Annotated in this window: 10 protein-coding genes; 8 read left to right on the top strand and 2 right to left on the bottom strand. The window is 57.5% G+C overall.

What is annotated here, in order from left to right:
- Nucleotides 1-111: 111 nt before the first annotated feature.
- Both EAF64_RS14065 and EAF64_RS14060 read right to left on the bottom strand, forming a co-directional pair.
- The gene (locus EAF64_RS14065) at nt 112-567 is read right to left on the bottom strand and encodes an acyl-CoA dehydrogenase (protein ID WP_129069627.1); all 456 of its coding nucleotides are present in this window, start codon (nt 565-567) and stop codon (nt 112-114) included.
- Nucleotides 564-1,556 carry a ParA family protein gene (locus EAF64_RS14060; RefSeq protein ID WP_129069626.1) on the bottom strand — a complete coding sequence of 331 codons (993 nt, stop codon included), beginning with the start codon at nt 1,554-1,556 and terminating at the stop codon, nt 564-566. The genes EAF64_RS14065 and EAF64_RS14060 overlap by 4 nt, the downstream gene beginning before the upstream one ends.
- Before the next feature lie 549 nt (nt 1,557-2,105).
- On the opposite strand from EAF64_RS14060, the gene EAF64_RS14055 reads away from it, so the two are divergent.
- From EAF64_RS14055 to EAF64_RS14020, 8 genes are all read left to right on the top strand, one after another.
- On the top strand, nt 2,106-2,696 hold the full coding sequence (locus EAF64_RS14055) for a hypothetical protein (protein WP_129069625.1): 591 nt from the start codon (nt 2,106-2,108) through the stop codon (nt 2,694-2,696).
- 314 nt (nt 2,697-3,010) lie between these two features.
- On the top strand, nt 3,011-4,303 hold the full coding sequence (locus EAF64_RS14050; RefSeq protein ID WP_129069624.1) for a tyrosine-type recombinase/integrase: 1,293 nt from the start codon (nt 3,011-3,013) through the stop codon (nt 4,301-4,303).
- Nucleotides 4,304-4,419: 116 nt separating this feature from the next.
- Nucleotides 4,420-4,830, top strand: coding sequence for a hypothetical protein (locus EAF64_RS14045; protein WP_129069623.1), 411 nt, complete (start codon nt 4,420-4,422; stop codon nt 4,828-4,830).
- Between the two features lie 194 nt (nt 4,831-5,024).
- Nucleotides 5,025-5,561: a hypothetical protein gene (locus EAF64_RS14040; protein ID WP_129069622.1), complete on the top strand. Its 537-nt coding sequence runs from the start codon at nt 5,025-5,027 to the stop codon at nt 5,559-5,561.
- Between the two features lie 230 nt (nt 5,562-5,791).
- Nucleotides 5,792-6,913, top strand: coding sequence for a hypothetical protein (locus EAF64_RS14035; protein WP_129069621.1), 1,122 nt, complete (start codon nt 5,792-5,794; stop codon nt 6,911-6,913).
- 5 nt (nt 6,914-6,918) lie between these two features.
- Complete coding sequence (locus EAF64_RS14030; RefSeq protein WP_129069620.1) at nt 6,919-9,615, top strand: VirB4 family type IV secretion system protein; 2,697 nt, start codon at nt 6,919-6,921, stop codon at nt 9,613-9,615.
- Nucleotides 9,608-11,521: a hypothetical protein gene (locus tag EAF64_RS14025; RefSeq protein WP_129069619.1), complete on the top strand. Its 1,914-nt coding sequence runs from the start codon at nt 9,608-9,610 to the stop codon at nt 11,519-11,521. Before EAF64_RS14030 ends, EAF64_RS14025 begins: the two co-directional genes overlap by 8 nt.
- Nucleotides 11,522-11,816: 295 nt before the next feature.
- A complete protein-coding gene (locus EAF64_RS14020; protein ID WP_193767691.1) occupies nt 11,817-13,118 on the top strand; it encodes an ATP-binding protein in 1,302 nt (433 codons plus the stop codon).
- The last annotated feature ends 121 nt before the right edge of the window (nt 13,119-13,239 follow it).

The following is a 13,239-nucleotide window of genomic DNA, read 5'->3' as shown; positions in this document are numbered from 1 at the left end:
AATAGCCTTGATCGGTGACAGCTAGAAATGGGTTGCTGGTGATGAACTGCATTCCGCTATACAGATATTTTGAGGGGTTGGTGTACGGTATGATAGCGACTGAGACTATTGTTAGATCGCTCCGAATCCTTCCTCTTCCATCAGTTCAGCTACCACCTGCGGATTTTCAAACGCTGCTAGCAGCGCGAATTCTCTGGCGTCCGTTTTCGCGATATCATTTGCGTCGAGGTGTTCGGCGAGCTTGTTCCGGAATTCGGACTCCTGGGCTACCACGTTATCCCGAACGTGGATCTCGAGTCTCGTGTCTCGTTCGTCGCCGACGTTGTTCCGACGCACAAAATACGGATACTCTGGAGCGTCGTCCGAACTTGTCTGCGACTCAGTGCCTTCGTTATCCGTGTTCCGGTCAGGCGCACTATCTACCTCTGCCGTGGGTTCTTCGGATCCCGATTCTGCCTCAGATCCGGGTGTCCCTTCGGACTCGCTCGTGTTTGATTCCGACTCCGCGGTTTCCTCGTCATCACTGCCAAAGTCGAGGTTTCCAGAACCAGATTTGAAGTTGCTCATGCTTTCACCTCCGTCTGCTCCGTTTCCCGCAGGTCGATCGTCCGTGTCTCATGCCCCTCAATATCGAGCTCTAACACCGGATCCACGTCGGCATCGAACGTCTCAGTCGCGACGAAATGAGCCAGCTGATAGAGTTTGGTGAGCGTGTCGATTTCCCGATCACGAATCCGCCGCTGACCTGGCTCACTCACCATCTCACCGTCCTGTTCGAACGTTTTCCAGCGTTCTTCGACAACTTTGAAGGCCGACCCTCTGGCTTCCCACATCGCATCCATCAGGCTCTCGCGATCCGCAATCGCGACTGGCGTGGCGAACGCATCTGTATCCTCAAACTGTTTTTTGTACTGGCGGTGGGCGTTTGTCTGTCCGACACCAGACGGCACAACACACGAGAGTCCGATCTGGATCTCGAGTTGCTGCTCCATGTTGCCGACTAACTCTTCCAACCCATCGAGGCTGAGATTCCCTTTCCCTGCCGGTTTAACTGGTGCCACCAGCGTGCGGAGCGCGAAGATGGCGTTGTAAAGGAGGTCTTCAGCCCGGGCGTTGGGGTCAATCAAGACAGCGTCGTACTCCTCCTGAAGGGCTTCTTCCTCCCACAGGAGGCGGTGCAGGAGTTTAAATCGGGGGTACTCGTCGCGACTGATGTTTTGCATCGACGTCTCGTAGGAAATCTTCTGCTCCAGGTTGGAGGTGAAATCCCCCAGCATGTCGTGGCTTGGGACGATGTCGATACCCTCCTCCGACGTCTCGATCAGGTCGGCAAACTCCCCGTCCGGTTGCTCGAGAATGTGCTTGACCAGATTGTCGGCATCGGGATCGCTTCGGTGCTCGCCCACGTCGAAGAGCGTGGTCAAATTCCCTTCTTGGGGGTCGAGATCCAGCACGAGGACGTCTAATCCCATCCGATTCAACGCAACCGCGAGGTTAGCGGTCATCGTGGTCTTGTACGTCCCACCGGATTCTGAGTAGACCACTGGGGTGATCATATATGCGTATGCAGTCGCACGTGACATAAATCTATGTCAGACGCTCGTTACAGACTACTGTTACAGATGTATGGGGCAGATACGATATCGAAAGACGAGGGGCGCACAAGACATACGTTACAGACGATTGTAATTTGTATCTGTCATGGATGTCTGTTACGGATATCTGTTACAGGTATTCAGATTTTATGAGTTTCATGTATCCGGGGGATGCCATTCCAGGCCGCCAAATTGATACAAGTAGTGGTAACAGATGGACGTTACAGACATGCATCTGTTACAGGAGTGAGGGGCAGCGAGTCGTAACGGACCACTAAATCTCTCCCCGCCTACATCTATTGTTGTCCGCAGTCCGGTATCGGATCGGTAGTCCAGTGAGACTGAGTGAGTGAAATAACTGTGCTTGATCAGGATTTGTAGCGGTGCAGGGGATCCTAAACGTTGCGAGCCGAAGCATACCCTCTCAGGGGGTGTCGGCCGTACAAACTAAGTAGTCATGTCTGTGGGGACGGGCCGGTTTTTTTATCGATTGGGCTAATGCCTCAGTTCATGGCGAAAATTACGGTAGATGGGGACACTCTCTCGGTGGAGGTGGTCGCCGCAGATGCGGAAGCGCGGTTCAATATGTTCGCGACTTTTCAGGACCCCGCTGGTCGGCAACAACACGAGCGGTGGGAACTTGACATTGAGAGTCGGGGCGACCTGACCGTCGAGTGGATTGAGCAGACGCTGACCGACTGGGTCGACGGTCGCGATGATGTCGCAGCGATCCAGGGCTTTGAGATCCAGAAGATCGACCCCGCGCGAAGAGGTACAGCTGCGGACAGCGAGAGCTCACCTGTCGAAGAGCAGGTGACGCGAGCCCCTCCCTCGACGGAGACGGTCGTCCCCGAATCAGATGTCTCAGTCGCCCCCGGTGATCTGATTGCATACTACGTCGATGGGCCTGACAGCGCGGTCTACGGGCACACGACAGAAGGAGTCGTCGAGGATGTTCCGCCGATTAGAAAGCAGAACAGGGACCCAGTCCATGGAAAGGTCGAAATTAAAACTGGCCGGGACACGAAACTCATTCCCGTCGAGTGGGTTGCCGGCCCTGCCGACGAGGTCGATGTTGACCATCCTAACGAAGACCTGTGAGTGTCGGTATTACTGAATGCCCAGCCGCTGGCAAACACGTCCGAAATACAACATCCAACCGTATCGGCCGGCGCTAAAAGAATATAGCGACATATGCTTTATTCTCACAGGTAATATTCAGGGTGTATATTCGACATTTGCCGTGTCTCACCACGGACGCAACAGCCGCAAGAACTACCAGATAAGAAACCGTTGGACTCAATAGGCCGAATATGGACGACTCAGATTCAGAATCGGAGACAGCCACTGTTTTCCCTCGAGATTCCGACGCGAACCCCGGAGACTCTAACGATCTAACCCACTCCACAGGCAAGATGCACCCAGCAGAGGGGGATCCCGAAGAACTGGCTGTGCGGCTCCGTGAGGGCCGGGAGAAATGGTCGAATCTCTCTTTCGAGGAACTACTGGTCGGATACCGAGCCGTCATCTGGCCGCGGTTGGCCGCTGAGGGGTATGACCCCGAAACAACCGTCCCAACTCGCCAATGGCTCGTCGACCAGGGCCACCGGAATCTCGAGTATGCCCTGCGCGAGTATCACGACACGACGCTCCGCCGGTTTTGCACCGAACACGTCGGCGTTGACCCTGACGCGGCGGACGACAGGGCAGAGTGGCCGACTGAGAACGACGCGACCCGTGAGCGACTGAACGCCTGGCTCGCCGAGAAACGCGACCGGAGTGAATCCATCGAATCCGAGAACACCGTGCGGACGCTGTACTCGCGGCTCAAAACCTACGTCGAGATCTATGTCGACGAGTGGGGTGACGATTTACTGGCTGCGGTCCAGGACGAGAATCAACGTCGCGACGCCAACGACATGGTGGAAACGGTCTATGACCAGCTACAGGACCGGCTTGAAACGACACAGACCCGCCACAAGTACCACCGAACTATCTCGTCATGGTACGATTATCTTGTGAATACCGGCCGGGCAGCGTTCAACCCGGTTGACGGGTTCGCGAACCGGTATGGCTGGACCAGTGCCGACAGCAAGGAAACCACGGCGCCGTCAGATGAACAGATGCGCGAGCTCGCACGTGCGACCGAAACCCTCGAGGAACGGCTGTTACTAGTCGCCCTTGGCGCATGGGGACTTCGAAGGGGCGAGGTGGCCGCACTCCATCGCCGACAGTTCACGCTCGATCCTGCTGATGCACCGGGACCGTACATTGAGTTCGGGCAGCGAAAGAATGGGCCGGGGACGGTGGCACTCCTCTATGGAGACGACGTAGTTCGGGAACGCTTGGCGGCCGTGACCGAGGAATGGACCGACCACACGTCCGGCTATCTGTTCCCCTCGACGCGGTCCGAGAGCGGCCACATCTCTGGGACAACGGTCTACAATCGATTCCAGACGGTGGCCAAGCGGGCAGACGTCGAAATCGACGGTAGCACGATTACACCGAAGTACTGCCGGCGCTACTGGTATAATGCGTACACAGCCGTGATGAACGACGCCGACGAGTGGCTCGACGAGGTTGCCGCCGCGCAGGGATCAGCGTCCGTCGACGTGCTGAAACAGAACTACCTCGAAGCCGATACACTGCGAGAAATACGGCGTGATTCGATGCGTGAGCAGCTGGCGACAGTATTCAGCACATACTGACTGACCAAGAGAGATCAACGAACTCCAGGCTACTGTCGAGAAGTCTGATGAGAGTCAAACCTAACCAACACATCTAATACGAATTCGAGCGTTGGTTAAGACACGATCCACGACCCATGTCCGACGACAATTCCGACGATCTCACTGGCAATCTCGACACACCGCCAGCAGCACCCGACGAACTGCCAGCCTATCTAATCGATGCGATCGAACGGCAGGATCCTGACCGGCTTCGCCTCGTGTCGAATTACGCACTCTCCCTCGCCGGTTGGAAAGAGCGACAGGCTGATCAAGAGGTATCCGAACAAGCTGAGCAGGAGCCAGATGACGTACCCGACGAATGGGACGAAGATGACTGGGAAGAGGTCAAGGAGGAAGCTATCGACAAAGCTGGAATCGCCTCTACGAAAGGGACGATCACCACCAAAACGATCAACGGCAACGACTACTACTATTTGCAGTGGCGCGAGGGGGATACAGTCCGAAGTCAATACATCTCCCCAGTGAGTCCCAGCAAGAATAGCTGAAAGTGATTCCTTGTAATCAAATTAGAAAATCATATATGAAGCTACGAGAAAACCTTCAGTATGGTGTCTAGGCTGGCCAAAAAATAGGCTAGACCAATTTCATCTGTTGAAACAGAATATGCCTCCTGGCTTCAAGATTTGTTGGAGTAGTAGACGGAAGTCTTGTAACCCACCCATTTGAACTATCCATATCGATGGTCGGCAGCGCCATGGTCGAGTCGATCAGCCGATTCGCTTCCCTTGTCCTTGTTTCGAGCCGATACCTCGCCGTTATCACACTCATTGCCGGTGCGATCTACTGGGGAACAGGAACAAACACCCGACGGCGCCGTCGAGGGTTAGGAATACTCTGTGGCGGTGCTGGCGCGCTTGTCGTGTACTTTGCGCTGGGGACGGTTTACGCGGTCCTTGGCTTCATCGTCGCCGGTTCGGGGCCGATCCCGTCGACATCACAGGCGATGTTCGCTCCTGGCATCCGCGGGACGCAGGTTGCTAGCCAAGGGGCCGATCAGTCGCTCTACCAGGCGGCGGATGTTCTCTCGAAGGTCGCCGCCATCGCTGGGCAAGCACTCATCGCCTGGGGTGCTGCACTCTACGGTATCTCACCGTCGACGGGCAGAGTCAGCCAAAGTGCGCGTACCAGTCTCAAGACCGGTGTGGGACTCATCCTCGGCTCGATGAGCGGGATCATACTCGCCTTTCTGCCTGCTGTCTTTCCCTCGCTGCTGTGATCCATACAGCTAACAGTTGGATACACGTCCATTCAGAGAGAAAAATAAAAGTAGGGTGGGTCTGAAACCTGTAGTGGAGATACCACATTCGGCAGTCAACTCCGTACACCGCACGACTGCGAACGGAGCGACAGCGCCACAACTCGCCGCCCGACGACTGCTGTCCACGCCGTGAGCAGGTCTACCGATCGCGCGAAACCAGTTCACAACTCAATCTATGACCAGCGACAATGCCTGAACGCGTTCCAGTTGCAGATAGTCTCCTCACGAGCAAATTTCGCGGCTTCAGCGTCAAGCGACTATTCCAATCCTTCGCGATTCCGATTGCGCCAGCAACCGCAACCCTACTGCTGAATCTCCCGGTCCAGTTCTATGGCCCGCTCGGCATCGCCGGGTTCGTCATCGGCGGCCTGGTGTTCGTGAAAACCCCTGCCTGCCAGCGTCCGCACCGATGGCTCCTCGGCATGTGCAAAATCCGCTATACCGATGCAACGTATCACTGGCAACCGACCCACCCTGAAGCGAATACTGTGACCTACGAAAGCTACTTCCACTCGACCGACGAGGAGAAAACCCGCACCGAAGGCGACGACACGCCAGAGGAGGAAACCCAGGTCGAACGCCTTCTCGGCAGTGACGACACTGCTGACCATCTCGACTTCGAGTACATCCGCGACGACGGTGTGATCGTCACCGAGGACAGTGTCTCAATGATTATCGAGATCGGCCCCCGCCCATGGCTCATTCTCGACAACGACCAGAAAGAAGCAGTCCTGGAAGCGTGGAGTGACATCTTGATGGGCACCCAGTCAACCTTCCAGATTCTCACGCTGCCGACGCCGTACGACGCTTCCGAGTACACCCACCGCCTTGAAGAAGCCAACCGGACGCGCGACCCCGACGAACACCCGCTGATGAGTCATGGACGGGCACAGCATCGCCACTGGATCGACAACGTCGTCTCCATGGCGGATATTCGCGACCGCCAGCACTTCATCGTCGTCACCGTCAAGAAATCGATGGCTGAGGACACCGACGAAGATGACGGTGGGTTCCTGAGTCGCTTACGACCGGCCGGGGATGAAGAGGAAATTGACCACGATATGCTGGCTCGCGAGGTCCGCTCGCGCGCAGAGAACATGGCGTCGTCACTCCCGCCAACGGGTGTCGATCCGGAGATTCGAGACGACCCCAACGAGATCAAGCAAATTCTCTATTACTACTACAAGGGTGACGAGCCACCGGAGAATCTAGATCATGGCTGGCTCACTGAACACGCCCCGCCAGAGGACGTCGAGAAAGACGGGGCGCAGCGACCGAATCAGGTCAACACCCACCAGCCCAGCGAGTGATCACGATGATTGGTCCATATTCCCTCTCACGACCGGAACTGATTGCCCTCGGTGTCGCTGCCAATGCGCTCATCGCAGCGCTGATGGTCGCCGTGACCAGCTGGCAGTACCGCCACTCGAAAGTCCGCGCTGGCGTTGCCGGGATGGTAGTCGGCATCAGCGGCATCGTCATCCAGCGCTATGCAGGCGCCCGTATGATTACCGCCTCCTGGCCTGCGTATCGCGCTGGACTGTTCGCCGGTGCGATCGCTGCGGTCGTCTCGGCGTGTATCGTCGCTGCACTGGTCTGGCGAACACCGCTGTTCGTCGAGGTCGTTCTCCCTTGGCGGAGCCCGAATGAGAACTCAGCAGAGCCCGACCTAGATCAGGAGACATCGTCGCTCACCGACCGACTCCCGACTCCCGGCGGTGAGGAGGATCTGGACGACGAGGAGGGTCGTATCCCTATCGACGACCTCTCCGGCGAGGAGATGCAGGAGGCCATCGAGTATCTCGAGGCCGTCGGCCAGGAGCCTGACAAGGACGCCATCGAGAAAGCCGCCTATCAACTGGCGTCGACGGACGAGACGACGCTGGCCACGCCGTTCACTACCGCCGAAGAGAAAGGCCGGATCGATCGGTCAGTTCTCGCGCCAGAGGTCATCGACGAGGAGGCGAACTGGCACTCCCGAGATGGAGACTTCTACCAGATCCTCACCGCGTCGTCGCTCCCACGGTTCCTCTCATCGGGGTGGCTCTTGCCGCTGACACTCGCGTCAGAGGACGTGCGCCTGTCGATGCAGATCAACCCACGGGAGACGGAGGACGTGAAATCGCGGCTCCAGAAGCGGCTGACTCAGATGAAAAGCGCGATCCAGCGGAAGAAACGTCGCAACCGCACGGACACGCACGAACAAGAGCACGAGGCCGAGGAACTCGACCGTCTCCTCGGAGAACTCGTTCAGGGGACGACCAAGCTCTTCGACGTCTCGGTCTTTGTGGAAATCCGTGGGCAGACCCTCGAAGAGATGCAGGAAGCGAGCAAGCGGATCCAGCGCCGCGCCCGCCAGCAAGGGCTTGATTTGACCCCGATTCAGGCCGAACAGGACGCCGCCCAGGCGTCGGTCGCACCGCTGGCCAGCCCAAAGATCGAGAACCACAACACAGTCCAACTGGAGGCACTGACGCAGTGTTTCAATTTCGTCGAGCCGGCCGTCGACGACGAGAACGGGATCCTGCTGGGCTTCGACAACACGAACCGCCCAGTGATCATCAATCGGTACGGGCTATCGGGCCATTCGAAAGCTATCAGCGGCAAGGTCGGATCGGGGAAGACTTACGCGACAAAGATGGCGCTCTGGCGGCGAGTTCTCGTCGACGACGACCTCAAGACGATCATCTTCGACCCGCTCGGCGATGACTTCGTCGACTTCGTGGAACAGCTGGGTGGCACGGTGATCAAGTTCGGTGGCGACTACCGGATCAACCCGCTCGATATCGACGCGGCCGCTCACGATGCAACCACACAGGAGAGTGTGTTCAAGCTGAAACTCCGGAACGTCGTCAGACTGTTCGGCACGTATCTGGACGAGAAAGACACCGACGGGATGACATCTGGCGACGAGGGGGTCATCTCGAATGCAATCTACTACGCCTACCTCAAGAAAGGCATCACGCCGGATCCCGAGACGTTCGACCGGGAGAGCCCGATCATCGACGACGTGATCGAAGGCGTTGGGATCATCGCAAACGGTGGCCTTTCCGACGAAGAACTCAGTGAGACTATCCCGGACAGACTCGGTGTCACGTACGACGATGATGGGCTGACGGTCGACACCGACGCCGACGATGTCGAGAGCGAGGTGCTGGATGCAGTGACGAACCTCCAGACGCCGCCGGAGCGCTATCAGACCATCGCTCGGCAACTGGAGCCGAAACTCGAATCGCTCAAGCAGTGGAACATCAACAGCAACCTCAACGGCCCGAGCAACATCGACCTTGAGGACGACCTCGTCGTGTTCGACATGAGTTCGTTCGCAGACACGGGCGAGATGCCGATCATCATGCACGCGATGCTCAACTGGGCCTACGACGAGGCTCGCCGGTCGGAGAAGAAGACTGACGTGACCTTCGAGGAAGCGCACTATCTGCTCCGCCGGGACGGTGCGCGGGATCTGATCAACCTGTTCATCCGGCATAGCCGTCACTTTGCCGCCGGCCTGACGCTCATCAGCCAAACCGCCGAGGAGTTCCTGAAAAACGACGCCACGAGGGAGATCTATGACAACTGCGACGTGAAGCAGCTGTTCTATCAGGAGAACGTCGGCCCGGAGGTCGTCGACTACTTCGAGCTCTCCGAAGACGAGGTGCGTGATATTCAGCGCGCTACTCGTGGCGAGGACGCCGACTACTCGGAATGTCTGCTGAGTACATCCCAGCACGGGCGTCGGTGGCTGGACGTCTACTCCGGCGAGTTCGAACACCACATCCTCGACGACGACCGCGACCCGTGGACGTACCTCCAGAACGAGGGGATGCTCAGCGAACGCGATCGGCGGTGGATGGAGAACAACGGATATCCCGGCTCGGTACAGCCACAGTCGGCCGTCGACGACGATGCACTGTTGGACGGGATTGATCCAGAGCCGGAGTCACCTGACGAGGCTGATGTGATGCCTGCAAATCTGGAATCGCAGACCCAAGGGGGCGAGAGCGATGATTGAGACCAATCCGCTGGTGACCGCCGCCAACTACGTCATCTTAGTCGGGATTCCCGGGCCTGGCGATATCGCTGATGCGATCTTCGGGGCGTTCCAGGGATTCATCAGATCGATCCTCGAGGGATTCTTCCAGCTGACAGGGGTTGCTCTCACACCGCTGCTGAAGATCGTGAACCCAGCCACCTCCACAAAGGCAGTGGCCGCATGGCAAGCATCGTTCAAACTGGCCGTGGCGCTGTTCCCGTTGATGATTGTCGTAGGCCTGCTGTCCATGCCGTGGGCAGACCGACAGAAAGCACACCTCTGGCGCCAGGGGTTTCGGATCGCCTCGGTCGTATTGATCATCGCGCTCTCGAAACCGCTGATCGGTCTCGGCGTTGACGCGATGAACGCAGTGACGATGCAGATCGCGCCGGAGCAGTTTAAACTGAATTTCAATCCGGGGAGTAACCAGTTCAACATCGAATCGACGTTCGGGTCGATGGCGCTGATCGCGGCCTACTTCCAGGCGGCGGTCCTGATGATGATCGCGACGCCGCTGTCGATTTTCGCGCTCGCCTTGCGAACGTACATCGTCTATATCGTGTTCCTCGGCGCGCCGATTTGGGCCGTCATGTGGTACCCCGACTGGGGCTTTGGCGTCCATATCCACAAATTCTCTGCCAAGGTCGGCCGGATGGGAGTATACGCATTGTTGGCAGGCCCGCTTCTTGCCGTGGCGCTCCGGGCGATGAAGGTCATCATGGCCGGTGGCGTTGTCCAGGCTGGCGCTGGTGGTGGTGCGACGCGATACTGGACACAGCTGGTGCTAGTCGTTCTGGTCCCGTTCGTCCTCGTCGCGATCGTGTTCAAAGCGATCAGCTGGGCTGGCCAGCCGATGGGCATTGGGAAGGCTGTCGGCATGGCGACGACAGCCGCCATGGCTGCCGGTGGGGCGGCTGCCGGCGCAGCCGCTGGAAAGGGTGCGGTTGCCGGTGCGGACGCTGGTGGCTCTGCTGCCGGCGCTGTGAGCGCTTCTGGCGGTGGTGGCGACGGCGGGAGTGGATCACGGCGGAAATCCGGATCGAGTAACGGCGGCTCCTCGAGTGGCGGGACACCCCGTGCAGCTATCGACAACGGTAATCTCGGCGATCAGATGGATGGTGACGTCCAGAGTGCCGGGAAAGATCGGCCGCCGAGTTACTTCGACGGCGCGGCAGTGAAGGCCACTGGCATGAAGGAAAGCGCGAAATCAGCAGTAGCAGGTAATAGTAGAGTTCAATCGATCAAAAATAAGGCCGGCAAAGCACGTAGGGGTATCGAAAACCGCCGTCCGAGTAACCTTGCACAGTCCTACAGGGAAAACGCGGAGTGGCTGGAAGATCAAGCCGACAGTGGCTCTTTGGATCTTAGTGAGGCCCATGAGCGTGGAATACTTGGAGACGAACCAGTATTCGATGGGGAGGTCGACATCCCTGAGTCGAAGAACGTTCGGTATATGACCAGTAGTGGGGAATGGCAAACCGTCGATCTTGACGATAGGTATCAGACGATGATGACCAATTCCAAGATTGCAGCTACGGGCAGTCATAGTGCTGAAAAGGCAGCAGCGGCGACAGCGGTGTCCATGAAAGCCGGAAAGAAAGGCGGAAAGGCAACCGCCAAAACCGGAGCCGCCACGCTCCGAGCAGGCGCCTACGGAATGGGTGGCTATGCACCCGTCATGGCCCACGATCGGGCGAAGCAAAAGCACAGTGACGATGAACAGGCCGCTTCCCGGGATGACGTCAAGAAGGCGGCGACCTCCAAGAACACCCGTGAACAAACCCAGCAAGGTGGAGCCGGTACCAGTTCGCCTCAAAACAGTGGGGTCCAAGGCACGACGAACGGCACTGGCGCAGGGGACGCCGGTGGGGGCGATGGAGCCTAATATTTAATTGTTCCCCGAAAGGGAATTGAAATAGGAATAGTACTCACCGATCTTGATATCAATTTCTTTTATCCCTATGATTTCTGCCATTCCGGTCACGTTGGACGAACTCCTGGGACTCGTCTGGTTCATAATCTGTTTCTGTGTTCTGACATTTATATGGGCCCAGGGAGGCAAAGACAGTTGGAGATTAGACCAGTGTTTGTCTCTCAGTATTCCTTCCACTGCTAAAGACTTCTCGGACAGATTGGTAAAACTCACAAAATTTGTCGGCGTCTATGCAATTTCGTACCCGATGGCAGGACTCCTGATCTCGGGGGCTGAGAGCATTTGGATGGAAGGCAGTGTGATTATCGAGACTATGGTGATACTGTCTGCCCTTTTTGCAATCTTGGCTTTCAATCTTAACGAAGCGAGCGAAGTTTGGAACCCGTTCCACGTGAGTGTGCTTACGTCGTTGCTCGCTCTTATCACACTCATTGGTGGCGTCTACGCTGGTATCGATAGTCTCCCGGTGATCGGTCAGCTTTCCCATGAAAAAATCCTCCAGCTGAGTTACTACCCTGGTGGAGTGATGTGGCTGATCGCTGCTTATCCGCCGGGGTTCTTACAGCGATCACAGACCGCTGAGACCGTCCAAGACAAAGAGCGAGTTCCGGCTTCATCCGGCGTTGAAACGTCCTCGAACCGAACAGAATCCTCATCGACCCGAACTACCGAGTCCACACAGGCTACGCAGTCACCACAGATGCACGACGGTGGATTTGAGAATCCGCACCCGGACGAATCGACCGCTACCCACGAACAGAAGACCCAGATGATCCCTGAAAACCTTGAATTCGATTGGCAGGAGCCACCCGAAACCACCTTCGACGACGTCGGCGGTTACGAGTCCGTCAAAGAAGAACTTCGAGAGGACGTGGTTTCCCCATACGTCAACGACAGCGCGGGCTACGACCGCTTTGGTGTCACGCCCGATCAGGGCGTCCTGTTCCACGGTCCGCCAGGGACGGGGAAAACACTGTTCGCCCGGGCGCTCGCGAACGCTCTCCAGCGGCCCTACGTCGAACTGAGCCAGTCCCAGCTGACGAGCAAGTGGATCAACGAGGGCCCCGACCTCGTCAACCGACTGTTCGAGGAAGCCCAGCAACTCGAAGGCGTCGTGTTCATCGACGAGGCCGAGTCGCTCTTGGGGAGTCGCGACGATGGCCTCTCCACGAATCGTGAGGATGCGAAGACGACCAACACGTTCCTGAACAAGCTCTCCCAGGACGACCAGCAGTTCTTCGTCGTGCTCACGACCAACCGGAAAGAGCAGATGGACGAGGCAGTCCTGCGGCCCGGCCGGATCGACAAGCACGTCGAGATTCCACTGCCCGATGCCGAGGCGCGTTTCCAGATTCTCCGAACCCAGCTGGAAGACGTCCCCACTGCCCTTCGTGACTCAGAATTGCGGGAGATGGTCGAGGAGCTTGAGGCTGTGTCTGGCGCAGACCTCGAGCAGTTAGTGGCCGATGCACGGCGGAGTGCGGCCAAGGAGAATGCCGACGCGCTCAAATGCGAGCACTTCGATCTGAGTGTTATTACCGAGACCTGAGACGCGGTTCCCATACCTCTTTGTGCTCGGGGACTCTCTGTTTATTCAACACCTCTGACAGTGTATGATGGGGAACCCTGAGAACGTCCCCGCAGAACTCCGCCAGACCGATCAGTGGATC

Source organism: Halorientalis pallida, from assembly GCF_004118325.1.
Classification (GTDB): Archaea; Halobacteriota; Halobacteria; order Halobacteriales; family Haloarculaceae; genus Halorientalis; species Halorientalis pallida.
Note: the sequence above shows the minus strand (reverse complement) of the source record. Positions and strands in the feature narration are given on the sequence as shown.